Here is a 24,116-nt window from a genome sequence, read left to right as displayed (position 1 = left end):
ATTGCCAGATAGGCAGGTTGGCAGATTGGCCGCTCAGCTGAGGCCGAGCACGTCCCGCATCGAATACAGTCCCGGCTTGCGGCTGCGCGCCCATAGCGCCGCCTTGACGGCGCCGCGGGCGAAGATGGCGCGGTCCTCGGCGTGGTGGGACAGGGTGATGCGCTCGCCGGTGCCGGCCAACATCACGCTGTGGTCGCCGACCACCGAGCCGCCGCGCAGCGAGGCAAAGCCGATCGAGCCGGTTTTGCGTACGCCGGTGTGGCCGTTGCGGACGCGCACATCGTTGCCGGCGAGCGCGATGCCGCGCCCGGCGGCGGCGGCCTCGCCGAGCAGCAGCGCCGTGCCCGACGGTGCGTCGACCTTGTGCTTGTGGTGCATTTCGAGGATCTCGATGTCGAAATCGTCGGCGTCGAGGGCGCGCGCCGCCTGTTCGACCAGCACCGCCAGAAGATTGACGCCGAGGCTCATATTGCCCGACTTGACGATCGTCGCGTGGCGCGCCGCCGCCGCGATCTTGGCGTCATCGTCGGCCGAGCAGCCGGTGGTGCCGATGACATGGGCGATGCGCGCCTGCGCCGCGTAGCCGGCGAATTCGACGCTCGAGGCCGGCGTGGTGAAATCGAGCACACCGTCGGCCCTGGCGAAGACCGGCAGCGGGTCGTCGCCGATCGGCACGTCGATGCGGCCGACGCCGGCAAGTTCGCCGGCATCCTTGCCCAGATAGGGTGAGCCGGCACGCTCGACGGCGCCGATGACCCGGGCGCCCGGAATTGTGTGGATGGCGCGGATCAGCGTCTGCCCCATGCGGCCGGCAGCACCCACCACGACCAGGCCCATATCGCTCATGAAGGTCTCCCGACCGCCTTTTTCGCGCGGCTGCGCGGCGACGGAGTTTGGATTGGCTTGGCGTCGTCGACAAGCCCCAGCCCCTTTTTGCCCTGTACCCGGTGGAAGCGGGCATAGACGCTGTGCGGATCGGCCATCAGCGAGGCATGCGTTCCCTGTTCGACCAGATGGCCCTGTTCCAGCACGATGATGTGGTCGGCATTGACCACCGTCGACAGCCTGTGCGCGATGACGATGGTGGTGCGCCCTTCCATGACCTGGATCAGCGCTTCCTGGACCCGCGCCTCGGCCTCGTTGTCGAGCGCCGAAGTCGCCTCGTCGAGCAGAAGGATCGGCGCCTGCCGCACGATGGCGCGGGCGATCGACACGCGCTGGCGCTGGCCGCCCGACAGGGTCACGCCGTTTTCGCCGACGGGCGTGTCGTAGCCCTGCGGCTGCTGGCGGATGAAGCCATCGGCCTCGGCCTGCAGCGCGGCCTGTTCGATTTCGGCGTTGGTGGCATTCAACCGGCCATAGCGGATGTTGTCGCGGATGGTGCCTTCGAACAGATAGGGCTGCTGCGAGACATAGGCGATGGAGCTGCGCAGCGAGTGCTTGGTGACCTTGGAAATGTCCTGGCCGTCGATCTCGATCGTTCCCGCCTCGACGTCGTAGAAGCGCTGCAGCAGCGCCACCAGCGTCGTCTTGCCGGCGCCGGAGGCGCCGACGATGGCGGTCATCTTGCCGGCTGCGGCGACGAAGCTCAGGTCCTGCAGCACCGGTGCCTCCTCGACGTAGCGGAAGGACACGTTGTTGAAACGCACTTCGCCGGTGGTGAACCTGGCCTCTGCGGCTCCCGGCGTGTCGCCCTGCTGCGGCTCGAGATCGAGAAGTTCGTAGATCATGCGTGCATTGACCAGTGCGCGTTCCATGCCGACCTGCATGCGCGCCAGCCGCCGTGCCGGATCATAGGCGAGCAACAGCGCGGTGATGAAGGAAAAGACCGCACCCGGCGGCTGTCCAAGAACGATCGCCCGGTAGCCGGAATAGGCGATGACACCGGTGACGGCAAGACCGGCCAGCATGTCGGAGATCGGCGCCAGCCGTTCCGAGACGCGGGCGATCTTGTTTCCCCGCTGCTCGGCGCTGTCGGCGAGCGCGCCGATGCGGCGCGACAGCTCCTCTTCCATGGTGAAGGCCTTGACGATGGCAATGCCTTGCGTGGCCTCCTGCACGGCGCCGATCAGCCGCGAATTGATCTGCACCGATTCGCGGGTGATGCGGCGCACCCGGCGCATCAGATAGGTGACAGTCCAGATCAGCGGCGGTCCGATCAGCAGGGAGCTCAGGGAGAGAACGGGATCCTGGTAGATCATGACCCCAAGAAGGCCGAGCAACGTCACGCCATCGCGCGCGATCGACGTGAGCGTCATCGACAGGAGGTCGCGGATGCCGTTGACGTTCTCGTTCATCTGGGCAGCCAGCCGGCCCGAACGCGTGTCGCTGAAAAAGCCGACGCCGAGCTTCATCAGATGGTCGAAGAGGCGTTTCTGGTAGCGCGCCACCAGATTGTTGCCGACCTTGGCCAGCGTCACCGCCTGGCCGTAACCGGCGAAACCGCGCACGAGGAAGGCCGCCATGATGGCGGCGCAAATCCACACGATCAGATCGCCGCGTCGTTCATAGAATATCGAGTTGACGACGGGGCTCATGACCCAGGCGGTGAAGGCGGTCGTCGCGGACACCGCGATCAGGCAGGCAGCGGCAAAAGCATAAGACCAGCGGTAATCACGGCCGTTTTCAGCGATAATGCGGCGGAGCACCGCCGTGACCGCACGGGGCGTGACTTTCGGCTTGTTGGGTATCTGAAATGTCAAATCGGAGCGCTTCACAGGTTCCTGCTTCCCGTGGCCGGGTTGCGATTCGGCACTTCTCTTAGCGCCAAGGGGCCGGCTTGCCTATGCCTTGGGGTGACTAACTTCGTCGCGCCAGCGGCGGTCCGCGGTCTGGACTCCGAAGAGCGAGGGGTTTCTGGCATAGGCGGCAAGGCCCAAAAGCGCTGCCAGCGGATGGGTGATCACATAGACCGGCATGGTGCGCATGAGCGCGCTGTGCGGCGCCTTGTCCTCGAAGGCAGCACGGAAATTGCCGGCTTTCAGCGCCGGCACGATCTTCTGCGCGATGCCGCCGGTGAGGAACACGCCGCCGCGGCTCATGAACACCAGCGCAAGATCGCCGGCGGTGCGCCCGAGGCAGGTGACGAAGGTCTCCACCGCCTCTTCGGCAACCGGATCGGTCTTGGCCAGTGCCGCGGCGGTGACTTCCGCCGGCGTGGTGAAGGGGGCAGGCTTGCCGTCCGCCTTGGCCACCGCCCGGTAGACGTTGACGAGGCCGCGTCCGCACAGGATCTGCTCGCCCGAAATGCGGCCCTCGAGCTTCTCGATATGCGGGAAAACCTCGAAATCGCGCGGCGTGCGCGGGCCGATGTCCATATGGCCGCCCTCGCCCGGCACCGGTATCCAGTGGCGAAGCGCATAGACCAGCCCGGCAACGCCGAGCCCGGTTCCGGGGCCGAGCACGACGCGCCCGGCATTTGGCTCCGGCGTGCCGCCGCCGATCTTTTCCATGTGCTCCTCGCCGAGCGCGACGACGGCCAGCGCCTGCGCCTCGAAATCATTGAGCACGACGATGTCGCTCAAGCCGAGGCTGGCGAACATCTGCCTGGGCTTGACGATCCACGGGCAGTTGGTGAGCTCGATCTCGTCGCCGTCGACCGGGCCGGCCACCGCCAGCACCGCCGAATTGGGGCGGACCGACGAGCGGTCGAGCACGGCAGCCTGGATCGCCTCGTCGATGGTGTTGTAATTGGCGGTCTGCACAATGGTCGGCTCGCCGGCCTCGGAATTGGCGTCGAGCACGATCGAGAAGCGCGCATTGGTGCCGCCAATGTCGCCGATCAGAATCGGAAACCGCAACAAAGTATCGTCATCGCCCGTGCTTGGCATGCTCTCGTCCGTCCCCGGCGCCCGCGACGGCGCAACGCCGTTCTCCCGTTGACTAGCGCATGAGTTTGAAAAGGGAAACGGTTTTCGAGGCCGGTGTCACGGTGAGACAGGTTCTGCGGCCAAACGGCCACTATTTCGCAAAAACGGCCCGGCTAAACCGGTTCAACCCTGGATAAAAGCTGCAGCGGTCAGTTTCCCGGCCGTGGCCGCGGCAGCGGGATGCCGATCTCGGGGGTCTCGGTGAAAGCATTCACCGAGGCCGGCAAGCCGGCCGCACCACTGGTAGTGGCGGCGGGCAGCGAAGGCGCTTCGGGCTCGGGCGCCGCGGCCGCGACCGGCACAGCGCCGCCATAATAGGTTGCCGCCTCGGCAGACGCTGGCCCCGGCGCGTCGAGTACGGCGCGGCATTCCTTCGGCAGGTTCGCCATCGTCATCAGGTCACGAGCCTTCGGCGCATCCGGGTTCTTGTTGGGGCGCCAGGGCTCCTGCGTGAACCACCAGGCGAGCGGCTTGCCGCAGCCGTCATCGGCAGGCGTCGCTTCCTGCGCCTTGCAGTTGGGCGAGCCCGGCTGGCAGCCGATGCGCATGTGGAAATGATAGTCGTGGCCCCAGAACGGCCTGATCTTGCGCAGCCAGTCACGATCGCCCTTGACGGTGTCGCAGAGCTTTTTCTTGATGCCGGGATTGACCAGGATGCGTTCGACCTCGGGAAAGCTCGCCGCCCGCTTCAAAAGCCTTGTATGTGCCGGCGTCCACAACGCGTCCTTCACCAGATGGGTCTTCTCGTCGACCATCAAGGTGGCGCTGATGCTCTCGCGTTGCGCCATCGACAGGGGAGAGCTGGGCATCGGCGTCAACCAGATGTCGGCATCGAGGCCGATCTGGTGCGAGGCATGGCCAGTCATCATCGGGCCGCCGCGCGGCTGCGAAATGTCGCCGATCAGCAGGCCCGGCCAACCATCGGTCGCGGCGTCGCGCGACAGTTTCTCGATCACCGCGATCATCGCCGGATGGCCCCAGCGACGGTTGCGCGACGGCCGCATCACCTCCCAGGTCGGCCCATCCATGGGAATGGCGACGCCGCCGGCAAAACAGCCCTTGGAATAGAAGCCAATGGATTGCGCTGCGGTCGCCGCCGGCAGCTTCTTGGCGCCGAACAGATCCTTCGCCCGTTCCTCGGCCGCGGCCGGCTGCGCGGCGAGCCCGGCCAGCGCGAACAGGCCGAGCGCTGTGGCCAGCAGTGATTTCCTGCCGAGAGATCGCCGCGTCGCTGTTTTCATGAAACCGGATCCCCACCGCAATCCAAGGCCGAATCATAGCACGCTACGCGCGCCGCTTCGATGATTAGCGCTTCATCGGGCTGCGCGGCTCGCCATCGCGCCAATCGCCGCTGGCCCACATATGGTCGAAGGCGGCGCGGTAATCCGGAAAACGCAGGGAATAACCCGCCGCCTTGATCGCCGCGTTGGCGACACGCTTGTTCTCGCCATAGAAGGAGCGCGCCATGGGCGAAAGTTGGGCGGCGTCGAAGGGAATTTCGGGCGGCGGTGTGATGCCCATCAGCGCCGCGGCATAGGCGACGACATCCTGTGGCGGCGCGGGCAGGTCGTCGGTGACGTTGAAGATGCCGCCGGTATTGCCGCCGATAAGCTGCCAGAGGGCACCGGCAATGTCGTCGCAATGAATGCGGTTGAACACCTGGTCGGGCTTGACCAGCCGCCGCGCGGTGCCGTTTTCCAGATTGACCAGGGCGTTGCGGCCCGGGCCGTAGATGCCCGACAGGCGCAGGATCGCCACCGGTCGGTGGATCTCCCGGCCCAATTCCAGCCAGTCCTGTTCGGCAGCCACCCGCATCACCGAGCGCTTCGACACCGGCCGGCATTCGGCCGTTTCATCGACCCAGGCGCCGTCATAATTGCCGTAGACACCGACGGTCGAGAGATAGCCGATCCATGCGAGCGCCGGCATCCCGGCCACGATCGCCGCGCGGGCGGCATTCAGCACGGGATCACCCGCCTCTTCCGGGCCGACCGAAACCACCAGATGCGTTGTCTTTTCCAGCGCATCGCCGATTTCGCCGGTCAGCGCGCCGTCGAACAGCAGCGGTGCGATGCCGGCCTGCCGCAGCGTCTCGAGGTTATCCCGCGAACGCGTCGTCCCGAAGATCCTGGCGGCACCCTTGTTGGCGCGCGCAAAAGCCTGGCCAGAATAGCCGGCGCCGAAGATGAAGATCTGCTTTTCGCTCATGCATGCACCCTGGTTGGCCGCGCCAGACGCCATTCGTCGCGCACGGCCTCGTCGTCCTCGGATTTCAGGCCGATAGCTGCCCGTTCGGAATATTCGGCATCGGGCACCAGCCCCGCCAGCGCCCATATTGCCGCGCCGCGCACCAGCGGCGAAGCGTCGTCCAGCAAGGCACGGACGGGACCGGCAAGTGTGGCATCGCCGGAATTGCCGGCGGCGATCAGCACGTTGCGGACAAAACGATCGCGGCCGATGCGTTTTATCGGCGAACCGGAGAAGAAGGCGCGGAAGGCTGTGTCGTCGAGTTGCAGCAGCTGGCCAAGCGGCGGCTCGCGCAAATCGTCGCGCGCGGCGAGTTTTGCCTCGGAAGCCGCCCGGGCGAACTTGTTCCACGGGCAAGCGGCGAGGCAGTCGTCGCAGCCATAGATGCGGTTGCCGATCTTTTCGCGGAATTCGTGCGGGATCGGCCCCTTGTTCTCGATGGTGAGATAGGAGATGCAGCGCCGCGCATCGAGGCGGTAGGGTGCCGGGAAGGCATCGGTCGGGCAGGCGTCGAGGCAGGCGCGGCAGGAACCGCAATGGTCGATCTCCGCCCGGTCGGGCACGAGTTCGGCTGTGGTGAAGATGGTGCCTAGGAACAGCCAGGAGCCATGCTCGCGGCTGACCAGGTTGGTGTGCTTGCCTTGCCAGCCAAGCCCTGCGGCCTCAGCCAACGGCTTTTCCATCACCGGTGCGGTGTCGACGAACACCTTCACGTCACCGCCGGCACGCGCCACGAGCTTGCCGGCGATTTCCTTCAGCCGGCCCTTCATCACTTCGTGATAGTCGCGGTTCTGCGCGTAGACCGAGATGGCGCCACGGTCGTGCTTGGCCAGCACCTCGCGCGGATCATGGTCGGGACCGTAATTCATCGCCAGCACGATGATCGAGCGCACCTGCGGCCACAGTGCCGTCGGTTCGCTGCGGCGCTCAAGCGTCTCGGCGATCCAGCCCATCGAACCGTGAAAGCCGTCGGCGACGAATTCGGCCAGGCGCGCAGGCGCGAGCGGGATCGCATCGGGTGTGGTGACGGCGACGGCATCGAAGCCGGCGCGATGCGCCTCAGCGTCGATCAGCGCGCGCAGTTTTGCGGCGTCAGAAGTCGAGGTCCGCATAATGCGACACCGGCGACAAGCCGCGCACCCGGTCGGTCAAAAGCGGCCGGAAGGAGGGCCGCGACTTCACCCGCGTGTACCATTCGCGGGCCGCGGCGTGCTCGCGCCAGTCGATCTCGCCGAGATAATCGAGCACCGACAGCGTCGCGGCGGCCGCGAGATCGGCATAGGTGACCCTGCTGCCGGCCAGCCAATGGCGGGTGCCGGCGAGCCAATTGGTGTATTTCATGTGCTGGCGGATGTTGGCGCGGGCGGCACGGATCGCGCCCGAATCGGGCGAGCCGCCGCCCGCCGTTTCCGGCATCACCGGCTTCAGCACGCGTTCGCGCACCAGATGGCGGGTGACCTCGCTTTCGGCCTTGTTGAGGTACCAGTCGATCAGCCGGCGGATTTCGGCGCGCTGCATCGGGTCCTCGGCGAACAGCCGCTTGTCGCGCTTCAAGACGCCGCGCGTCTCATCGAGATATTCCGATATGACGGTTGCGCCGACGATCGGCACGTCGCCTTCGGCCAAAAGGATCGGCAGCGTGCCGGCCGGGTTCAGCGCCAGGAACTCCTTGCGCCGCGTCCACGGCTTTTCCTCGATCAGGGCCAGCTCCTCGCCGTACTCGCCAAAAGCGAGGCGGACGAAGCGACAGGTGGCGAACATGGGGTGGTGGAAAAGCGTCAGCATGGTTCCGCGATGATAAAGCGCACTGGCGAATCGCCGGTCGCACCGGTAAGTCTTGGCCGCCCGCCTAGCGGGCCGTCAGGGTGTTGCGACCTATAGGGGGACTTGCAGGCCATGACAAGCAAGCCGTTCTGTTAGCCGTCACGCCAATGCCGAGGTAGCCATGGAAAGCCAGACCATCGTCGAAGCCCTGCTGCTCGGCCTGCTGGAGGGGCTGACCGAGTTCATCCCGGTCTCGTCGACCGGTCATATCCTGCTCGCCGGCCATTTCCTCGGCTTCCATTCAACCGGCAAGGCCTTCGAGATCCTGATCCAGCTCGGCGCCATCCTGGCGATCCTGAGCGTCTATTTCCGCCGCCTGTGGCAAATGCTGCTCGACCTGCCGCATGACCGGCTGACACGACATTTCGTCATCGGCATCCTGATCGCCTTCCTGCCGGCGGCGATCATCGGCGCGCTGGCTCATGATTTCATCAAGACGGTGCTCTTCGAATCGCCAAGGCTGATCTGCATCATGCTGATCATCGGCGGCGTCGTGCTGCTGGCGGTTGACCGCATGAACCTCAAGCCGGTCTACCGCGACGTTGAGCGCTTCCCAACCCGGCTTTACCTGCAGATCGGGCTTTTCCAGTGCCTGTCGCTGATCCCCGGCACGTCGCGCTCGGGGTCGACGATCGTCGGCGCGCTGCTCTTGGGCGTCGACAAGCGGGCGGCGGCGGAGTTCTCCTTCTTCCTCGCCATCCCGACGATGGTCGGCGCCTTTGCCTTCGACCTGTTCAAGAACCGCAACGTGCTGAGCAGCGCCGACCTGCCGATCATCGCCATCGGCTTCGTCGCCGCCTTCGTCGCGGCGCTCATCGTCGTACGCTTCCTGCTCGATTACGTCTCGCGCAACGGCTACTCGCTGTTCGGCTGGTGGCGGCTGGTGGTCGGTGGCGTCGGGCTGGTGGCGTTGATGATCTGGGGTTGAGCTACGGCAATCGCTTCGGTTGGAGTTCTCATCTCACCGGCCGTCACCGCTGCCCCTCACCTGCCTGCCGGCATCCTCTCCCCGTATAGGACGGGGCGAGGGGCGCTCTCATCTATCGTTTCGCCAATCGTCAGCGTTACAAAAAAGGAGCCGGCGTTGCGGCCATCTCCCTTCTCCCCGTCCCTATACGGGGAGAAGGTGCCGGTAGGCGGATGAGGGGCGGCGCCAACTTCGGCAACGAGTCGTCTTCAGAAGCCTACTCTAATTCCGCCCATAAAACGCATTCTCCACATGCACTGGCCAGCGCCAGGGCAGCACCGCGACCATGTCGAAGCGCATCGACAGCCTGCCATAGTCGGACTGGCGCGACAGCCAGATGTCGGCCGCCGCCTCGATGCGGCGCTCCGATTCATGGCCGATCGCCTCCATGGCTTCGATCAGCGTGCGGCGGGCCTTGACCTCGACGAACAGGACGAGGTCGCCGCGTCGTGCGATCAGGTCGATCTCGCCGAAGCGGGTGCGGTGGCGGCGCGCCAGGATCCGGTAGCCCTTGAACATCAGCGCTGCCGCCGCCAGCCATTCGCCGCGATGGCCGCGCCGATAGGCTTTTTGACGGCTGGCGCTCGGGCGCTCAGCCACCGCCTTCTCCAGCGGCATCCTTAAGCTCCAGCAATCGCCGATAGAGCGCCTGTTTCTGGCCGCCGGTCATTTTCGCGGCTTCAGCCGCAGCCTTGGAGGCTGGCATTTCGGCAGCGAGCGACAACAGCAGGCGGTCGATATCTTCAGGCTCGTCGGCCCTGGCCTCGGCGGGACCGACGCAGACGACGATCTCGCCCTTCGGCGTATCGGCCGCCGCATAGTGGTCGGCCAGCACTTGCAGCGTGCCGGTGCGCATCTCCTCGAACGTCTTGGTCAGCTCGCGGCCAATCGCGGCCTTTCGGTCGCCGCCGAGGGCCTCGACCATGGCGCCGAGGGATTCGGCCAGCCGGCGCGGCGATTCGAAGAAGATCAGCGTCGCCGGCACGGCCTTCAGGGCTTCGAGCCGCGTCAGCCGCTGCCCGGTCTTGACCGGCAGGAAGCCGGCGAACAGGAAGGCGTCCGACGGCAGGCCAGATGCGGTCAGCGCGGCAAGTGGCGCCGACGGACCGGGGATCGGCACGACGCGGATGCCATGGTCGAGCGCCTCGCCGACCAGCCGGTAGCCGGGATCGGACACCAGTGGCGTGCCGGCATCGGAAATCAGCGCCACGCTCTGTCCGGCCTGAAGTGCCGCGATCAGCTTGGGTCCGGCCTCGCCGGCATTGTGCTCATGATAGGCCGTCGTGCGGCGGCGGATGCCGTAGCGGTCGAGCAGCACGCGCGACACCCGCGTGTCTTCGCAGGCGACGATGTCGGCGGCGGCCAGCGTTTCCAGCGCGCGCAGCGTGATGTCGGCGAGATTGCCGATCGGCGTCGCCACCAGATAGAGCGCCGCCTCGAGCGGCCGGGCCGCGATCTCGGTCTGCCCGACCACATAGCTGCGCTTGCTCGTCTCGCCGGTCACCGATGCATCTCCGTTCAAACCCTGTTTGGCACGGCTGACGCCGGCTTGCAAAAGCTCACGCTGGGTCCGCCTGCCATTCCTTTGCCACAGTAGGGAACGAAACCGGGTTCGGCAGATTTACCCCCTGATTCCCGAGGAGGAGGACAGGATGGACAGCCTAAAAATACAGGACGCTTTCGAACCCTACTATGCCGGCCGCAAACGCGTTGCCGCGGCCAAGGACAAGTGCCTGCCTGCCAAGACCGACACCAGCCTGACCAAGCGGACCACGAGCGCCTTGCCGACGAATGTCAGGCTTTCCGACAACAAACCAGACAGCACGACGGAGCACTGACCGAACGATGCCCAATCGCTTCGATATCTTCATCACCCGTCTTGAAACGAAAAACGCCCGTAACGGCGTGCCGCTATCCCAAGTAGGTGACCAGCATCGCGCCCGCCGCGACAAGGACGACGCCAAGCCGGTCCGCTCCGGAGACTCGCACGCCGAGAAGGACCGCGCCAAACACCGCCACAAGCACGACGCCTAGCGCAGAGGTTGTGACGGTTCAGAATTCTGCCGTCGCATTCCTCGCCAACGATCGCGGCATGGATCCGGGTCAAGCGCGAGGCTGACAAAGCGTAGTTGCAAATGCTCGGCCTCATTCAGCCGAGATATCGCGGGACCTTCGCCTCGAGAAGCTGGACCAACACCGGGTCCATGAATTCATAGTCATCGGGGATGTCGAGGCAGATGACACGGGCCTTCTTCAGGCTGGCCTTGAATTTCTTCTGCAATTTGGCGCGGTGCGCCTTTTCCATGACAAAGATGATATCGGCCCAGGCGACGAGCTCATGCGTCAGCGGCGTTTCCGCGTCGTGGTTTGTTCCGGCCGACTCAACCTCGATATCGCTGCGCTTGGAAAACACCTGCTCGGCGGTCGGGCTGCGCAAGCGGTTCTGGCTGCAGACGAAGAGCACGTTCTTCAAGGGTTAGCGCGCCAGATCCGCCACCACCGCGTCGAGCACGATCATGCCGGCCGGCGTGGCGCGGAGCCGGGCGTTGCCGATCGGCGCCACCAGCCCCTCGCCCTGCAGCACCGCCAACCGTGCGCTCGACAGGCCGCGCCCGGAGAACGCCTCGTAGCGGGAGAGATCGATGCCTTCGGCCAGCCGCAGGCCCATCAGCAGGAACTCGTCGGCCTCCTCGGAGCGCGTCAGGATCTCGCCGCCGGTGACGCCATGGCCCTTGGCTTCGACCAGATTGGCCCAGGTTTCCGGCATCCGCTCGGCGATCGTCACTGTGCGGCGGCCGTTTTCAACAAAGCGGCCATGCGCGCCGGGTCCGACACCGACGTATTCGCCATAGCGCCAATAGGTGAGATTGTGCCGGCTTTCGGCGCCAGGCCTGGCGTGGTTCGAAATCTCGTAGGCCGGCAGGCCGTGCGTCGTGGTGATCTCCTGCGTCAGCGCATAGAGGTCGGCGGCCTGGTCATTGTCGGGGATGATAAATTTCTTTGCCGCATGCAGCGCGTGGAAAGGCGTGCCTTCCTCGATGGTCAGCTGGTAGAGCGACAGATGATCGGCGGCATGGCTGATCGCCTGTTCAAGCTCGGCCTGCCAGGCCTCCGGTGTCTGGCCGGGCCGGGCATAGATCAGGTCGAAGGACAGCCGCGGGAAGATCTCACGCGCCAGGCCGATGGCATGCAGCGCTTCCTCGACATTGTGCAGCCGGCCGAGAAAGCGCAAATCCTTGTCGTTCAACGCCTGCACGCCGAGCGAGACGCGGTTGACGCCTGCTGCCCGATAGCCGCGAAACCGTTCGGCCTCGACCGAGGATGGATTGGCCTCCAGCGTCACCTCGATGCCATCGGGCACCTTCCAGTTCTTCGCGACGGCGTCCAGAATCCTGGCCACGGTTTCCGGCTTCATCAGAGACGGCGTGCCGCCGCCGAGAAAAATGCTGGTCACTTCGCGCGGCCCGGTGCGCCGGCGCATGGTCGCGAGCTCGGCCTCGAAGGCGCTGGCAAAGCGCTCCTGGTCGACCGGCTGGTGGCGGACATGGCTGTTGAAGTCGCAGTAAGGGCATTTGGCCGCGCAGAACGGCCAATGGATGTAGACGCCAAAACCGGGCGCCCGGTCGAGCAGCATGCTCATGCCGAACCCAATCTCGCTTCGGCGAATTTCTGGAAAGCGCGGGCGCGGTGCGACAGCGCCGTCGGCTGGCCGGGCTTCCAGCCATGTTTTTCCTCGGCGCTCATCTCACCGAAGGTCTTTTCAAAGCCGTTGGGCAGGAACACCGGGTCGTAGCCGAAGCCGAGGTCGCCGCGCGGCGGCCAGACCAGCGTGCCTTCTGCCTCGCCGCGATAATACTCGGCATCACCGTCGGGAAAGGCCAGGCAGATGACGGCGACAAAGCGCCCCTTGCGCTGTTGCGGCAAGGCGGCACCGACTTCCTGCAGCGCCACTTCGGTGCGTTGCATGGCCATGGCGAAATCGCGCGAACCGTCAGGGGTTTCGGCCCAGTTGGCGGTGTAGACGCCAGGCGCGCCGTCGAGCGCGTCGACGCACAGGCCGGAATCATCGGACAACGCCGGCAGGCCGGTGGCCTGGGCGGCGGCAAATGCCTTGATGTAGGCGTTCTCCTCGAAGGTGGTGCCGGTTTCGTCCGGCTCCGGCAGGCCATAGTCCTTGGCCGATTTCGCTTCGAAACCGAACGGCCCCATCAAATCGGCGAATTCGCGCAGCTTGCCGGCATTGTGGCTGGCGACGACGATCTTTTTTCCATCAAGCGAGTGAATGGTTGGCGAATGCATCATATGCCCCAGATCCGTGGCTCGGCGAACTCGATCGAATTGCCCGAGGGGTCGCGTATATAGATCGAACGTCCGCCTTGCGGCCATTCAAATTCGCTATCGATGGCGATCTTCTTCGCCTCGAGATGCGTTTTCCAGCGCTCGATCTCGTCGGCGCTGGCCGCAAAACAGAGATGACCCTCGCCGACCGCACCGTGCGGCGGCACTTTCAGTCTCGCATCGGGCGCCGGCGGCACTTTCGTCGCCTCGGCGTTGAAGATGAGCAATACGCCGGAGCCGCAGCGGAAGAAGAGGTGCCTGCCGTCGACCTTGCCGAGCAGGTCGAGGCCGAGGATATCAGTGTAGAACTGCTCAGCAGCGCCGAGGTCGGTGACGTAGAGGGCTGATTCAAGGATGGCGGAAGGAATCACGAGGCACCCCCCTCTGCCCTACCGGGCATCTCCCCCGCAAGGGGGGAGATTGGAAGCGTCAACGCCGGCTCGCAGCTTGCAACGTTGGTGGTTGGCCAAACCCAGGACCACAGCCGATCTCCCCCCTTGCGGGGGAGATGGCCGGCAGGTCGGAGGGGGGTGGGAAGGATCGCCAACCTCATCAATACAAACCAGGCCTAAACCACCGCCATCTGCTGCAGGCTGACCAGGCGCTGGATGCCTTTCTTGGCCAGGCCCATCAGGTCGGCGAACTGGTCCTCGGAAAAGGGCTCGCCCTCGGCGGTGCCCTGGATCTCAACAATGCCGCCCTTGCCGGTCATGACGAAATTGGCATCGGTGCCGGCCGAGGAATCTTCGAGATAATCGAGGTCGATGACCGGCTGGCCGTCATGGATGCCGCAGGAAATCGCCGCGACATGGTCCTTCAGCACCTTGGCGACGCTGGCCATCTGGCGGGCTTCCATCCAGCGCAGACAATCATACAGCGCCACCCAGCCGCCGGTGATCGAGGCCGTGCGGGTGCCGCCATCGGCCTGGATGACGTCGCAGTCGACGGTGATCTGCTGCTCGCCCAGCGCCTGCAGGTCGACGACGGCACGCAAGGAGCGGCCGATCAGCCGCTGTATTTCCAGCGTGCGGCCGCCCTGCTTGCCGGCGGAAGCCTCGCGGCGCATGCGCTCGCCCGTCGAGCGCGGCAGCATGCCGTATTCCGCCGTGACCCAGCCCTTGCCGGAATTGCGCATCCAGCCCGGTACTTTCTCCTCGAGGCTGGCGGTGCACAGGACATGGGTGTCGCCGAACTTCACCAGGCATGAACCTTCTGCATGCTTGGAGACGCCGCGCTCAAAGGAGATGGCGCGCATTTCGTCGAATTGGCGTTTGGAGGGGCGCATTCAGGCTTCTTTCCCGTCATTTTTCGGATTCTTGGCCGGCTTGTAACCGCATGGGGCGCGTGGCGCAAAGGAAAATGGCCGGTGATCTGACTTCAGACACCTGGGTGATCTGATACAGACACCGGGTTGCGCGGACCATGGTGAAGTCTATATCCTTGGGCCGGAGGTTTTTGGCCTAATGACCAAGGCAGTTGCCGAACCCAGTCTGCTGTCACCTGCGCTGCAGTCGCTCGACATGCGTTCGCGCGACATCTTCCGGCGCATCGTCGATTCCTACCTGAAGGACGGCGAACCCGTGGGATCACGCAGCCTGTCGCGCATCCTGCCGTCCTCACTGTCGCCCGCCACCATCCGCAACGTGATGAGCGACCTCGAGCATCTCGGCCTGATCTATGCCCCCCACATTTCCGCCGGCCGGTTGCCGACGCAGGCCGGCCTGCGCTTCTTCGTAGATGCCTTCATGGAACTCGGCGACCTCTCCGACGAGGAGCGCCGCACCATCGAGGCGCAGGTGCGCGCGTCCGGCTCGGGTGCGACGCTGGAACATATGCTGACCGAGGCCAGCCAGATGCTGTCGGGCATGTCGCGAGGCGCCGGCCTGGTGCTGGCCGCCAAGAACGAGGTGGCACTGAAGCACATCGAATTCATCCAGCTCGAGCCGACCAAGGCGCTGGCGGTGCTGGTGTCGCAAAACGGCGACGTCGAAAACCGCGTCGTCGAGTTGCCGGCCGGCATCACCGTCTCGCAGTTGCACGAAGCCTCGAACTTCCTCAACGCCCATATTCGCGGCCGCACGCTGGCCGAGGCGCGGATCGAGATTGCCCGCATCAAGGAAGAGACCAGGGCCGCACTCGACACGCTGTCGCAAGACCTGGTCGAGAAGGGGCTGGCGGTGTGGGCCGGTGCAGAGAGCGGCCTGCCGGCACGGCTCATCGTGCGCGGCCGCGCCAACCTGCTCGAAAACGTCACCGCCCAGGCCGACATCGAACTGTTGCGCCACCTGTTCGAGGACATGGAGACGCAGGACGGGCTGATCCAGCTGCTTGACCTGGCCGAACAGGGATCGGGCGTGCGCATCTTCATCGGTTCGGAAAACAAGCTGTTTTCGCTGTCGGGCTCGTCGCTCGTCGTCGCACCCTATCGCGACAAGGACGCCCGCGTCGTCGGCGCACTCGGCGTCATCGGCCCGACCCGGCTCAACTATGCCCGCATCGTGCCAATGGTCGACTATACGGCGCAGCTGATTTCCCGCATGCTGCGTTGAACTGGGTAACCGAGGAGACGACGATGGCGCTCGAAGAATTCAAGGCCCGGATCAGTCTGTTGCTCGAGGAAATGGTCAACCAGCCGGAGGACCAGCACGAAATCCAGGAGCAGTTGCGCGAGAAACTGCAGGAAATGCGCGCCATGGGCCTGCCGCTGCCGGCCGATCTCGTCGCACTGGAAAAGCGCCTTGACGACGATTTCTACGCCGCCGGCACCTGAGGCTGGAGACCGTTTCACCTCAACTCATCGTGTGAGGCGGAACCGAGGAACAAACAGGCCGTTGATTCCTTCGCGACAAGGTGGAGGACGAAATGATCCGATTGGCCGGGCTGGCGTTTCCCGCCGCACTGTTTCTCACGACCGCGGCATTGGCCCAGCAGGCAGAGCAGCCAGTGCTGAAAGGCGCGGCCGCCTTCGGCGACTGGCGTGCCGACAGGCCGGGGGTGCGCCGCCTGATCAAGCCGCAAGATCTGCCCAGGCCTTACGTCACCAAATCCGCCTCAAACGGCGCCGGCCTCGCCGACAGGCCGGCAGACGCCGAGCCGATCTTGCCACCGGGCTTTTCAGCCGAGCTGATCACGTCGGGCATCGACAATCCGCGCGTCGTGCGCACCGCGCCGAATGGCGACCTGTTCGTCGCCGACAGCGAAGCCAACCAGATCCGCGTCTATCGCCTTGCCGAGGGCAGCGCGAAGCCGGCGAAGGACGGCATCTTTGCCGGCGATCTCAACCAGCCCCACGGCATCGCCTTCTACCCGCCAGGCAACGACCCGCAATGGGTCTATGTCGCCAACAGTGACAGCATCGTGCGCTTTGCCTACCGCAATGGTGACCTGAAGGCGGCCAGTGATCCGGAAACCATCGTCGACAACATCCCTGCCAATCATCACTGGACCCGCGACATCGTCTTCTCGCCGGACGGCAAGACGCTCTATCTGTCGGTCGGCTCGGGATCGAACGTCGCCGAGGGCATGGCAAGGGAGCCGGATGGCGGCCTCGACGCCTGGACGAGGTCGCAGCCGCTGGGTGCTGCTTGGGGGTCCGAGGACGGCCGTGCCGACGTGCTGGCCTTCGACCCCGACGGCAAGAATGGCCGCATCGTCGCCACCGGCTTGCGCAACTGTTCGGGCATGACGGTCCAGCCGGCGACCGGGGCGCTGTGGTGCGTCGTCAACGAGCGCGATGCACTCGGCGACAATGTGCCGTCCGAATATGCGACTGTGGTCAAGGACGGCGCTTTCTATGGCTGGCCCTGGTATTACATCGGCAACAACGAGGATCCACGCCACAAGGGCGAGCGCCCCGATCTTGCCGGCAAGGCGACCATTCCCGATGTGCTGATGCAGGCGCACTCGGCGCCGCTCAACATCGCCTTCTACGACAGAAAGGACTTGGCCCTCGGTTCCGGCTTTCCGGCCGAATACAAAGGCGATGCCTTCGTCGCCTTGCACGGTTCATGGAATCGCGGCAACCGAACCGGGTACAAGGTGGTGAGGTTGCTGTTCAAGGACGGCAAGCCGACCGGCGAGTACGAGGACTTCATCACCGGCTTCGTCGTCTCCAACGGCGAGGTGTGGGGACGACCGGTCGGCGTCGCGGTGGCCCGAGACGGCGCGCTGATCGTGACCGAGGACGGCAACGGAACCATCTGGCGCGTCACCTATAGTGGCGGCCGTTCCTGACAGCATGGTCGCACGCCGGCGTGGTGCAATCGAATCCGGCTTCAGGGGGAATTCCCGCATGGCTGACCTTGTGCCATAAGGCGTCGTTGCAACAGCGTCGCGCAAGGCCGCAACCATGACCCTTACCGGCTTCCTCGCCTACAGTGCCGCCCTCGGCATCGCCGCCGCCATTCCCGGCCCCGGCGTTACCGCGCTCGTCGCGCGGGCGCTCGGCTCAGGCTTCCGTTCGTCGCTGGCCATGTCGTTTGGCCTGATGCTTGGCGATCTCACCTATCTGACCGCCGTGGTGCTGGGCCTCGCCTTCGTCGCGCAGACCTTCGGCATGGTGTTTCTCGCCATCAAATGGCTCGGCGTCGCTTACCTCGCCTTCCTGGGCTGGCGCTTCTGGACCAGCGGCATCACGCCCGAAACGGTCGAGGCGAAGAAAGGCAAGGGCGGGCTGGTCTCGAGCTTCCTCGCCGGCCTCACTGTCACGCTTGGCAATCCGAAGACGATGATCTTCTACCTCGCCATCACGCCGACCATCGTCGACCTGAAGACCATCACGCTGGCCGATTACGGCATTCTCGTCGCGCTGACGATCGTCGTGCTTTTGGTGGTGCTGGTGCCTTACCTGGCGCTCGCGGCCAAGGCGCGCTGGTTCTTGAAATCGCCGCGCGCGCTCAAGGCGCTGAACCGCACCGCCGCCGGCTTCATGGTCGGCGCCGCGGCGGCGATTGCCGCCCGTCAGTAGGCCTCTTTCGGCCAAATCATTCCAGGGTCAGGCTTTTCCGGGAAATGCTTTTCCGGGAGCCCTATGTTTTAGACATGGGTCCCACTCGATATTTTCGGCCGACAGTCTATCTTGCGCGACCGAAGGTCCTATCTTGGCGGTTGCAGTGCCACTTGCCTGAAGTCCTCCACTTGCCTGAAATTCTCACTTGCCTGAAGTTCTGGGAGCGAAACCAATGAACAAGCCCGTCACCCCTGCCCGCGTGCCCGGTCGCGGCCGCGTCTACGATTCCATCACCGACACGATCGGCGACACGCCGCTGGTGCGGCTCGACAAATTCGCCAAGGAAAAGGGGATCGTCGCCAATCTCATCGCCAAGCTCGAATTCTTCAATCCGATCGCCTCGGTCAAGGATCGCATCGGCGTGGCGATGATCGAGTCGCTGGAGGCAGCCGGCAAGATTTCTCCCGGCAAGACCACGCTGATCGAGCCGACCTCCGGCAATACCGGCATCGCGCTTGCCTTCGCCGCGGCCGCCAAGGGCTACAAGCTGATCCTGACGATGCCGGAGACGATGTCGATCGAGCGCAGGAAGATGCTGGCGCTGCTCGGCGCCGAGCTGGTGCTGACCGAAGGTCCCAAAGGCATGAAGGGCGCCATCGCCAAGGCCGACGAGCTGGCGGCGACGATCCCCAATGCCATCATCCCTCAGCAGTTCGAAAACCCCGCCAACCCGGAAATCCATCGCACGACGACGGCCGAGGAAATCTGGAACGATACGCATGGCGAGGTCGATATCTTCGTCGCCGGCATCGGCACCGGCGGCACCATCACCGGCGTCGGCCAGGTGCTGAAGAAGCGCAAGCCCTCGGTGCATGTCGTTGCCGTCGAGCCGGAATCCTCGCCGGTGCTGTCGGGTGGCCAGCCCGGCCCGCACAAGATCCAGGGCATCGGCGCCGGATTTGCGCCAAAAATCCTCGACACCACGATCTATGACGAGATCGTCAAGGTCTCGAACGAGGATTCGGTCGCCAATGCCCGCCTCGTCGCCCGCCTCGAAGGCGTGCCGGTCGGCATCTCGTCGGGCGCCGCCCTGCAGGCGGCAATCGTCGTCGGCTCGCGGCCGGAGAACAAGGGCAAGAACCTCGTCGTGGTCATCCCGTCCTTCGCCGAACGCTATCTGTCGACGATCCTGTTCGAGGGGTTGGGGGCGTAGGGTCTCGCTATCTCGAGAATAGGACCGGCGCGATCCTTCGCGCCGACATCAAAGGTTTCTGCACCGTTCGGCCTGGACCGCTGGAAAAACCTCTGGTGGCGGCCGGCATCGGCTTGAGCAGAACCTGCTTCCCGTGCAAATCGTAACCGGCCTGCTTTGCGCAGGCCGGGGAGAAATTTCATGTACAAGCTCTATACCCGTCCGGGCAGCGGCGGCTTCGTCGTCGAGGCCGCGCTGGCGCTGGCGAACGCGCCGTTCGAGCAGATCGACGTGCCGAAGACGGACAGGCCCGATCCGGCATTTGTCGACATCAGTCCCTTGAACCAGGTGCCGGTGCTGACCTTGCCGGACGGAAGCTCGATGACCGAATCGGCGGCGATCTGCATCCTGCTTGCCGAGCGTCACCCCGATGCCGGCCTGGCGCCGGCGGTCGACGCGCCGGCCCGCGCTGACTTCCTGCGCTGGATGGCCTTCATGTCGTCCGTGCTCTATCCGGCAATCCTGCGGCTCTACTACGCCCATCGCTATACGACCGATGCCGAAGGCACGAAGGCCGTCAAGCAAGCGGCCATCGCCGAAATGGATCGCGGCTTCGCCGTCCTCGATGCGGCGCTCAAGGGCCGCGACTGGCTGGTGGGCGACCGAATGTCGGTGGCCGACATCTACCTCGTCATGCTAGTGGCCTGGCATCCCGACCCCGACAGGGCTCGCGCGGCGTGGCCGAATGTGGAACGCCTGTGGGCCGGACTGCGCGAACATCCGCTGATGAAGACGCTCAACACGTCCCATGAGATGTGGCCGGCCTGAACGACTGCCGACGGCGAGGCTTAATGTCTGAGGGCTGCCCGTTTTCCCTGCAGGAACCGGCGCACCGCCGGGTCGCGCTCAAGGCCGATCGCCCGGTCATAGGCCTCGATCGCCTGCGGCACCTGACCCAGCCTGGCCAGGAGACCGGCACGCGCCGCCCAATAAGGCTGATAGTCGTTGAGCCGCTTGTCGTCGCCCAACACATAAAGAGCCGCCAGCCCCGCCACAGCGCCTTCAGCCTCCGCGATCGCCACCGCGCGGTTGATCGCCACCACCGGCGATCCGACGATGACTGACAGCGCATCGTAGAAATTGCGGATCGCGGCCCAGTCGGTCAGGCCGGTCAGCCGTCGCGCCGCATGGACGGATTGTACGGCCGCTTCGAGCTGGTAACGGCCTATGACGCCCATGGTGGCGGCTCGGCGCAGCAGGGATTCCGCTTCCTCGATCAAGGCCGCGTCCCATTCCGCGCACTTCTGCTCGGCGAGCGGCACATACTCTCCGGCCGCATCGCGCCGCGCCGGGCGGCGTGCCTCGGCAAACAGCATGAGCGAAAGCAGGCCGAGCACCTCCGGCTCATCCGGCATCAGCGAAGCCACCAGCCGGCCGAGCCAGATGCCTTCGGTCGCCAGGTTGCGGCGCTGCGTCTCGGTGCCGGCCGGATCGGACCAGCCTTCGGCGAAAGCGGCGTAGATGGCTTCCAGGACCGCGTCCAGCCGCTCGCCGAGTTCGGCCCGTTCAGGCACTCGGAACGGAATGCCTGTTTCCCGGATGCGGGTTTTGGCGCGCACCAGCCGCTGGCCCATGGTTGCGGGCGAGACCAGGAAGGCAGAGGCGATGGTGGCTGCGTCCAACCCCAGGACCGTCTGCAGGATCAGCGGCGCCCGCACACCCGATTCGATCGCCGGATGCGCGCAAGCAAACATCAGCCGCAGCCGTTCGTCGGGCAGCTCTTCGTCGGTCATGCGCGCTTCCGCCTCCTCTGCAATCAGCTTGAGATGATCGCGGCCGGCCTCGCTGGTCAGCCGGCGCCGCACTGCATCGACGCGCCGGCGCCTTGCCACGGCCAGCAGCCAGGCTTCCGGCTTTTCAGGCACGCCGGTTCGCGGCCAGTGTTCGAGCGCTGCGGCAAAGGCATCGGCCAGCGCATCCTCGGCCGCAGCCACGTCGCGCGAGCGCGCCGCGAGCCAGGCAACCAGCTTGCCGTAGCTCTGCCGGGCGGCGGCCTCGGCGACCGCCCGGGCAGCGTCTGACCCGACAGCCTTCATGCAGCGTATGTTGTCATGTATTCGGCCATCGGCCAGATCGGCCGCACTTCCATTGTGCCGGCGCTGGCACCGGGACAGCGTGCCGCCCACGAGATAGCCGCGTCCATGTCGGGCACCTCGATCAAATAGTAGCCGCCGAGTTGCTCCTTGGTATCGGCATAGGGGCCGTCAATCACATTGGTCTTGCCGTTGGCCACCCGTACGGTGGTTGCTATCTTCGTTGGTTTCAATCGCTCACCGGCCACGAACACACCGGCCTTCTTCATCGCTTCGGTATAGGCGCCATAAGCGGCGCTCATCTGGGTGATCGCCTCCTTGGGCGCGGCCGCCATTCCGGCTTCGCTGGAATAGATAAGAAGCAGATACTGCATGATCATCTCCCGTGGTTTCGAAGGCCGCGTCGTTGCGAGCCGGACGTATGTCGCGCGGCAGTGCCCGATTTCGACAGGCTGCGGAAAAAACTTTCGGCTGCGGCGGCTTTTTGCGCAAGCCGCCAACTGTTTTGTGATCGCCCGCACCCATGGAGGTGCCGTAGCCGACAATGATACGCCTCATTCGCTGCTCCCAGAGCCGCGCTTTCAGCCCAGGAACCGCTCGCGCAGTTCGGCAGGAGGAATGCCGCAACTGTCCTTCCTGCCGAACAGGGCGTAGCGATTTTCGGCGATGCGGTCGTAAAGCCAGTTGCGCAGCGGGCGCGGCAGCAGCAACAGGACCTTGGCCGCCCGCCACGGCCAGCCGAGCTCCGCCATGACGGCAACGAAGCTGTCTAGCTGCGTGAAGGCGATGCCGTCGATCAGGACGAGATTGGTCTCGTAGGAATCCGTGCGCAGCCCGTGTTGCCTGAACAGCGCTTCTCCGAACGGCGACTGCGCGGTGGCGAAGCGGAAGCGGCCTTGACGGTCGAGCCTGACCACCATGCGCACGAAGCCGGAGCACAGCACGCAGACGCCGTCAAACACGATCAACGGATGGCTGCGATCAAGGGGGTCGGAGGGACGGGTGGACTTGGGTCGACTTGAATGGGGCCGACTTGGACAGGAAGGGTCGGTCACGTGGGCCTCGGCTGCTTATGCCCTAGGAACTAAGCCAGCCGGAGGCGGTATCAAAGCCGAGGCGATGTCGCACGCCGCCTGTCGGCGAGAGCGGGACGCTCGGCGCGATAGGTGGTGGCGCGGGATTCGGCGGCCGGCCGGCAGATCCGGCTGTCGTGGCGGCTCTCGAAGGTCATGGTCAGCGCGCGCTCAACGAATTGCCGCGACGGGCGCTGGCCGGGCCGGGGCCGCGCATGTAGTAGCGCTCCGGCCGATAGGTCGGCGCAACGAATTCGCGGATGGCGGCGGCATAGCCGATGAGGTGCGTGAGGAAGTTCATTTTACCTGTCCCTGTCCCGATTTTCGGATGTCCCTTCCGAATTGCGGGCATCATAGCGTCGAGGCGTGAATAGTCGGTGAACACGATGTTAATATCTGGTCGAAAAGGCCTTGGTTCGTGGCCGGAATGCGGCTGATTCGGGGTCTTTCCGTGTGGTCCGCCGACATTTCGGCCAATGTGACTTTTGCATCACATATGTTTCGTTTGAATGTCGCCTGCGCGCGGTTCTGTTTCAATTCTTGCCGCGCTGGCGAAATTTCCTTGCTGGCCGACGCAGCCCCGGAAATCCCAGCCTCGCATCCCGACAGGGATCGGTGACGGAACTGGAACAGGCTCCAGTCGTTCTGGATTTCGAGACCTGTTGCGAAGGGAATTGTCATGGCGCCGCGTCCGGCCTGGAAGGGTTATCTGAAGCTGTCGTTGGTCACCTGTGCCGTCGAATTGACCAACGTCGTCACCCACGCCGAGAAAGTCTCGTTCCGGGTGCTGAACCGCAAGACCGGCAACACCGTGAAGCGCATCTATGTCGACGCAGAAAATGGCAAGCCGTTGCGCGAGGGGGATGAGATCAAGGGCTATGAAGTCAATGACGGCGACTTCGTCCGCATCGAGGAAGACGAGATCGAGGCGGTGCAGATCGAGTCCTCGCACACGATGGCGCTCGACGGTTTCGTCGACAAATCCTCGATGCAGCAGATCTATCTCGACACCCCCTACTATGTGACGCCGGCCGACAAGGTGTCGGAAGAGGCTTTTGCCGTCATCCGCGATGCGATGGCGGACAAGAAGATGGCCGGGCTGGCGCGCATCGTGCTTTACAACCGCGAACGCCCGGTGGTGATCGAACCGCGCGGCATGGGCATGGTGCTGACGACGCTGCGCTACGACGACACGGTGCGCGAACCGGACTCCGTCTTCGGCGACATCAAGGATGTGAAGAGCAACCCGGAGATGACCGATCTAGCCGAACGGATCATCGACAAGACGAAGGCGAAGTTCGATCCCTCGCAGTTCGAGGACAAATATGAGAACGCGTTGCTGGAGTTGATCCGGGCCAGGAAGGCCGGCAGGAAGGCGCCGAAGGCCAAGGCAGAGCCCAAGCCGTCAAACGTCGTCAATCTGTTCGACGCGCTGAAGAAGAGCCTGTCTTCGGATGCCGTTGCATCGGAGGCTTCCACGCCGGCAAAAGCAAAACCCGCGGCCAGACGCACCAAGCCGAAAGCCGGAGCGTCCAAGCGCAAATCGGCCTGAGGATCAGAGACAG

29 protein-coding genes are annotated in these 24,116 nt (G+C 64.9%); 10 read left to right on the top strand and 19 right to left on the bottom strand.

Going from position 1 to position 24,116, the window contains the following annotated elements:
- Nucleotides 1-33: 33 nt before the first annotated feature.
- The 7 genes from dapB to AC1DYW_RS01455 form a co-directional block, all read right to left on the bottom strand.
- A complete protein-coding gene (gene dapB / locus AC1DYW_RS01485; RefSeq protein ID WP_477224869.1) occupies nt 34-846 on the bottom strand; it encodes a 4-hydroxy-tetrahydrodipicolinate reductase in 813 nt (270 codons plus the stop codon).
- Nucleotides 843-2,702 carry an ABC transporter ATP-binding protein gene (locus tag AC1DYW_RS01480; RefSeq protein ID WP_477224868.1) on the bottom strand — a complete coding sequence of 620 codons (1,860 nt, stop codon included), beginning with the start codon at nt 2,700-2,702 and terminating at the stop codon, nt 843-845. The genes dapB and AC1DYW_RS01480 overlap by 4 nt, the downstream gene beginning before the upstream one ends.
- An 81-nt stretch (nt 2,703-2,783) precedes the next feature.
- The gene (locus AC1DYW_RS01475; protein ID WP_477224867.1) at nt 2,784-3,830 is read right to left on the bottom strand and encodes a glucokinase; all 1,047 of its coding nucleotides are present in this window, start codon (nt 3,828-3,830) and stop codon (nt 2,784-2,786) included.
- 188 nt (nt 3,831-4,018) lie between these two features.
- Nucleotides 4,019-5,110: a penicillin-insensitive murein endopeptidase gene (gene mepA, locus AC1DYW_RS01470; protein ID WP_477224866.1), complete on the bottom strand. Its 1,092-nt coding sequence runs from the start codon at nt 5,108-5,110 to the stop codon at nt 4,019-4,021.
- Between the two features lie 64 nt (nt 5,111-5,174).
- The gene (locus AC1DYW_RS01465; RefSeq protein ID WP_477224865.1) at nt 5,175-6,077 is read right to left on the bottom strand and encodes an SDR family oxidoreductase; all 903 of its coding nucleotides are present in this window, start codon (nt 6,075-6,077) and stop codon (nt 5,175-5,177) included.
- Complete coding sequence (gene queG, locus AC1DYW_RS01460; RefSeq protein WP_477224864.1) at nt 6,074-7,228, bottom strand: tRNA epoxyqueuosine(34) reductase QueG; 1,155 nt, start codon at nt 7,226-7,228, stop codon at nt 6,074-6,076. The genes AC1DYW_RS01465 and queG overlap by 4 nt, the downstream gene beginning before the upstream one ends.
- Entirely contained in the window at nt 7,209-7,901 is a 693-nt protein-coding gene (locus AC1DYW_RS01455) for a glutathione S-transferase family protein (RefSeq protein WP_109667600.1), read from the bottom strand. Before AC1DYW_RS01455 ends, queG begins: the two co-directional genes overlap by 20 nt.
- Nucleotides 7,902-8,061: 160 nt before the next feature.
- Between AC1DYW_RS01455 and AC1DYW_RS01450 the strand changes: the two genes are divergently transcribed.
- Nucleotides 8,062-8,868, top strand: coding sequence for an undecaprenyl-diphosphate phosphatase (locus AC1DYW_RS01450; protein ID WP_477224863.1), 807 nt, complete (start codon nt 8,062-8,064; stop codon nt 8,866-8,868).
- A 261-nt stretch (nt 8,869-9,129) separates the two neighbouring features.
- Here the strand turns inward: AC1DYW_RS01450 and AC1DYW_RS01445 are convergent, their stop codons facing one another.
- Both AC1DYW_RS01445 and rsmI read right to left on the bottom strand, forming a co-directional pair.
- Nucleotides 9,130-9,525: a YraN family protein gene (locus tag AC1DYW_RS01445; RefSeq protein WP_477224862.1), complete on the bottom strand. Its 396-nt coding sequence runs from the start codon at nt 9,523-9,525 to the stop codon at nt 9,130-9,132.
- Complete coding sequence (gene rsmI / locus AC1DYW_RS01440; protein WP_477224861.1) at nt 9,500-10,411, bottom strand: 16S rRNA (cytidine(1402)-2'-O)-methyltransferase; 912 nt, start codon at nt 10,409-10,411, stop codon at nt 9,500-9,502. Before rsmI ends, AC1DYW_RS01445 begins: the two co-directional genes overlap by 26 nt.
- A gap of 148 nt (nt 10,412-10,559) precedes the next feature.
- Between rsmI and AC1DYW_RS01435 the strand changes: the two genes are divergently transcribed.
- Complete coding sequence (locus tag AC1DYW_RS01435) at nt 10,560-10,745, top strand: hypothetical protein (RefSeq protein WP_457150267.1); 186 nt, start codon at nt 10,560-10,562, stop codon at nt 10,743-10,745.
- A 7-nt stretch (nt 10,746-10,752) separates the two neighbouring features.
- On the top strand, nt 10,753-10,941 hold the full coding sequence (locus AC1DYW_RS01430) for a hypothetical protein (protein ID WP_457150266.1): 189 nt from the start codon (nt 10,753-10,755) through the stop codon (nt 10,939-10,941).
- A gap of 115 nt (nt 10,942-11,056) precedes the next feature.
- Here the strand turns inward: AC1DYW_RS01430 and AC1DYW_RS01425 are convergent, their stop codons facing one another.
- The 5 genes from AC1DYW_RS01425 to rph all read right to left on the bottom strand — a co-directional run bounded on the left by AC1DYW_RS01425 (nt 11,057) and on the right by rph (nt 14,530).
- Nucleotides 11,057-11,380 (bottom strand): low molecular weight protein tyrosine phosphatase family protein, encoded by a 324-nt coding sequence (locus tag AC1DYW_RS01425; RefSeq protein WP_457150265.1) that lies wholly within the window; start codon nt 11,378-11,380, stop codon nt 11,057-11,059.
- Nucleotides 11,381-11,383: 3 nt separating this feature from the next.
- Nucleotides 11,384-12,547, bottom strand: a complete 1,164-nt coding sequence (gene hemW, locus AC1DYW_RS01420; RefSeq protein ID WP_457150264.1) for a radical SAM family heme chaperone HemW — start codon at nt 12,545-12,547, stop codon at nt 11,384-11,386.
- Nucleotides 12,544-13,191: an RdgB/HAM1 family non-canonical purine NTP pyrophosphatase gene (gene rdgB, locus AC1DYW_RS01415; RefSeq protein WP_457150285.1), complete on the bottom strand. Its 648-nt coding sequence runs from the start codon at nt 13,189-13,191 to the stop codon at nt 12,544-12,546. Before rdgB ends, hemW begins: the two co-directional genes overlap by 4 nt.
- Before the next feature lie 14 nt (nt 13,192-13,205).
- Nucleotides 13,206-13,616, bottom strand: coding sequence for a VOC family protein (locus tag AC1DYW_RS01410; protein WP_477224860.1), 411 nt, complete (start codon nt 13,614-13,616; stop codon nt 13,206-13,208).
- A 197-nt stretch (nt 13,617-13,813) separates the two neighbouring features.
- A complete protein-coding gene (rph, locus tag AC1DYW_RS01405) occupies nt 13,814-14,530 on the bottom strand; it encodes a ribonuclease PH (RefSeq protein WP_095083768.1) in 717 nt (238 codons plus the stop codon).
- 178 nt (nt 14,531-14,708) lie between these two features.
- Here rph and hrcA point away from each other — a divergent pair, with 178 nt between their 5' ends.
- From hrcA to AC1DYW_RS01375, 6 genes are all read left to right on the top strand, one after another.
- Complete coding sequence (gene hrcA / locus AC1DYW_RS01400; protein WP_095083770.1) at nt 14,709-15,794, top strand: heat-inducible transcriptional repressor HrcA; 1,086 nt, start codon at nt 14,709-14,711, stop codon at nt 15,792-15,794.
- 23 nt (nt 15,795-15,817) lie between these two features.
- Nucleotides 15,818-16,015 (top strand): hypothetical protein, encoded by a 198-nt coding sequence (locus AC1DYW_RS01395; protein WP_095084361.1) that lies wholly within the window; start codon nt 15,818-15,820, stop codon nt 16,013-16,015.
- Nucleotides 16,016-16,107: 92 nt separating this feature from the next.
- Nucleotides 16,108-17,478 carry a PQQ-dependent sugar dehydrogenase gene (locus AC1DYW_RS01390; protein WP_477224859.1) on the top strand — a complete coding sequence of 457 codons (1,371 nt, stop codon included), beginning with the start codon at nt 16,108-16,110 and terminating at the stop codon, nt 17,476-17,478.
- Nucleotides 17,479-17,593: 115 nt separating this feature from the next.
- Nucleotides 17,594-18,211: a LysE family translocator gene (locus tag AC1DYW_RS01385; RefSeq protein WP_095083777.1), complete on the top strand. Its 618-nt coding sequence runs from the start codon at nt 17,594-17,596 to the stop codon at nt 18,209-18,211.
- Between the two features lie 214 nt (nt 18,212-18,425).
- Nucleotides 18,426-19,406 (top strand): cysteine synthase A, encoded by a 981-nt coding sequence (gene cysK, locus AC1DYW_RS01380; RefSeq protein WP_095083779.1) that lies wholly within the window; start codon nt 18,426-18,428, stop codon nt 19,404-19,406.
- 180 nt (nt 19,407-19,586) lie between these two features.
- Complete coding sequence (locus AC1DYW_RS01375; RefSeq protein WP_477224858.1) at nt 19,587-20,213, top strand: glutathione S-transferase family protein; 627 nt, start codon at nt 19,587-19,589, stop codon at nt 20,211-20,213.
- Between the two features lie 20 nt (nt 20,214-20,233).
- Here the strand turns inward: AC1DYW_RS01375 and AC1DYW_RS01370 are convergent, their stop codons facing one another.
- From AC1DYW_RS01370 to AC1DYW_RS01350, 5 genes are all read right to left on the bottom strand, one after another.
- The gene (locus tag AC1DYW_RS01370) at nt 20,234-21,481 is read right to left on the bottom strand and encodes an RNA polymerase sigma factor (protein ID WP_477224857.1); all 1,248 of its coding nucleotides are present in this window, start codon (nt 21,479-21,481) and stop codon (nt 20,234-20,236) included.
- Nucleotides 21,478-21,852, bottom strand: coding sequence for a YciI family protein (locus AC1DYW_RS01365; RefSeq protein ID WP_477224856.1), 375 nt, complete (start codon nt 21,850-21,852; stop codon nt 21,478-21,480). Before AC1DYW_RS01365 ends, AC1DYW_RS01370 begins: the two co-directional genes overlap by 4 nt.
- Before the next feature lie 207 nt (nt 21,853-22,059).
- Nucleotides 22,060-22,446, bottom strand: coding sequence for a thiol-disulfide oxidoreductase DCC family protein (locus AC1DYW_RS01360; protein ID WP_095083790.1), 387 nt, complete (start codon nt 22,444-22,446; stop codon nt 22,060-22,062).
- Between the two features lie 265 nt (nt 22,447-22,711).
- The gene (locus tag AC1DYW_RS01355) at nt 22,712-22,852 is read right to left on the bottom strand and encodes a hypothetical protein (protein WP_095083793.1); all 141 of its coding nucleotides are present in this window, start codon (nt 22,850-22,852) and stop codon (nt 22,712-22,714) included.
- A gap of 50 nt (nt 22,853-22,902) precedes the next feature.
- A complete protein-coding gene (locus AC1DYW_RS01350) occupies nt 22,903-23,232 on the bottom strand; it encodes a hypothetical protein (RefSeq protein WP_477224855.1) in 330 nt (109 codons plus the stop codon).
- On the opposite strand from AC1DYW_RS01350, the gene ku reads away from it, so the two are divergent.
- The gene (ku, locus tag AC1DYW_RS01345; protein ID WP_477224854.1) at nt 23,231-24,103 is read left to right on the top strand and encodes a non-homologous end joining protein Ku; all 873 of its coding nucleotides are present in this window, start codon (nt 23,231-23,233) and stop codon (nt 24,101-24,103) included. The genes AC1DYW_RS01350 and ku overlap by 2 nt on opposite strands.
- Nucleotides 24,104-24,116 lie beyond the last annotated feature (13 nt).

The organism is Mesorhizobium sp. P2_D5, assembly GCF_056404355.1.
Note: the sequence above shows the minus strand (reverse complement) of the source record. Positions and strands in the feature narration are given on the sequence as shown.

Bases quoted from the DNA above. Each gene is read 5' to 3' on its own strand.
- AC1DYW_RS01375 (WP_477224858.1), top strand. From the start codon at position 19,587: ATGTACAAGCTCTATACCCGTCCGGGCAGCGGCGGCTTCGTCGTCGAG.
- AC1DYW_RS01395 (WP_095084361.1), top strand. From the start codon at position 15,818: ATGGCGCTCGAAGAATTCAAGGCCCGGATCAGTCTGTTGCTCGAGGAA.
- AC1DYW_RS01435 (WP_457150267.1), top strand. From the start codon at position 10,560: ATGGACAGCCTAAAAATACAGGACGCTTTCGAACCCTACTATGCCGGC.
- AC1DYW_RS01465 (WP_477224865.1), bottom strand. From the start codon at position 6,077: ATGAGCGAAAAGCAGATCTTCATCTTCGGCGCCGGCTATTCTGGCCAG.
- dapB (WP_477224869.1), bottom strand. From the start codon at position 846: ATGAGCGATATGGGCCTGGTCGTGGTGGGTGCTGCCGGCCGCATGGGG.
- AC1DYW_RS01450 (WP_477224863.1), top strand. From the start codon at position 8,062: ATGGAAAGCCAGACCATCGTCGAAGCCCTGCTGCTCGGCCTGCTGGAG.
- AC1DYW_RS01385 (WP_095083777.1), top strand. From the start codon at position 17,594: ATGACCCTTACCGGCTTCCTCGCCTACAGTGCCGCCCTCGGCATCGCC.
- rph (WP_095083768.1), bottom strand. From the start codon at position 14,530: ATGCGCCCCTCCAAACGCCAATTCGACGAAATGCGCGCCATCTCCTTT.
- hrcA (WP_095083770.1), top strand. From the start codon at position 14,709: ATGACCAAGGCAGTTGCCGAACCCAGTCTGCTGTCACCTGCGCTGCAG.
- mepA (WP_477224866.1), bottom strand. From the start codon at position 5,110: ATGAAAACAGCGACGCGGCGATCTCTCGGCAGGAAATCACTGCTGGCC.
- AC1DYW_RS01350 (WP_477224855.1), bottom strand. From the start codon at position 23,232: ATGACAATTCCCTTCGCAACAGGTCTCGAAATCCAGAACGACTGGAGC.
- AC1DYW_RS01355 (WP_095083793.1), bottom strand. From the start codon at position 22,852: ATGAACTTCCTCACGCACCTCATCGGCTATGCCGCCGCCATCCGCGAA.
- AC1DYW_RS01390 (WP_477224859.1), top strand. From the start codon at position 16,108: ATGATCCGATTGGCCGGGCTGGCGTTTCCCGCCGCACTGTTTCTCACG.
- AC1DYW_RS01430 (WP_457150266.1), top strand. From the start codon at position 10,753: ATGCCCAATCGCTTCGATATCTTCATCACCCGTCTTGAAACGAAAAAC.
- AC1DYW_RS01370 (WP_477224857.1), bottom strand. From the start codon at position 21,481: ATGAAGGCTGTCGGGTCAGACGCTGCCCGGGCGGTCGCCGAGGCCGCC.
- queG (WP_477224864.1), bottom strand. From the start codon at position 7,228: ATGCGGACCTCGACTTCTGACGCCGCAAAACTGCGCGCGCTGATCGAC.
- AC1DYW_RS01365 (WP_477224856.1), bottom strand. From the start codon at position 21,852: ATGCAGTATCTGCTTCTTATCTATTCCAGCGAAGCCGGAATGGCGGCC.
- AC1DYW_RS01455 (WP_109667600.1), bottom strand. From the start codon at position 7,901: ATGCTGACGCTTTTCCACCACCCCATGTTCGCCACCTGTCGCTTCGTC.
- cysK (WP_095083779.1), top strand. From the start codon at position 18,426: ATGAACAAGCCCGTCACCCCTGCCCGCGTGCCCGGTCGCGGCCGCGTC.
- ku (WP_477224854.1), top strand. From the start codon at position 23,231: ATGGCGCCGCGTCCGGCCTGGAAGGGTTATCTGAAGCTGTCGTTGGTC.
- hemW (WP_457150264.1), bottom strand. From the start codon at position 12,547: ATGAGCATGCTGCTCGACCGGGCGCCCGGTTTTGGCGTCTACATCCAT.
- AC1DYW_RS01475 (WP_477224867.1), bottom strand. From the start codon at position 3,830: ATGCCAAGCACGGGCGATGACGATACTTTGTTGCGGTTTCCGATTCTG.
- AC1DYW_RS01445 (WP_477224862.1), bottom strand. From the start codon at position 9,525: ATGCCGCTGGAGAAGGCGGTGGCTGAGCGCCCGAGCGCCAGCCGTCAA.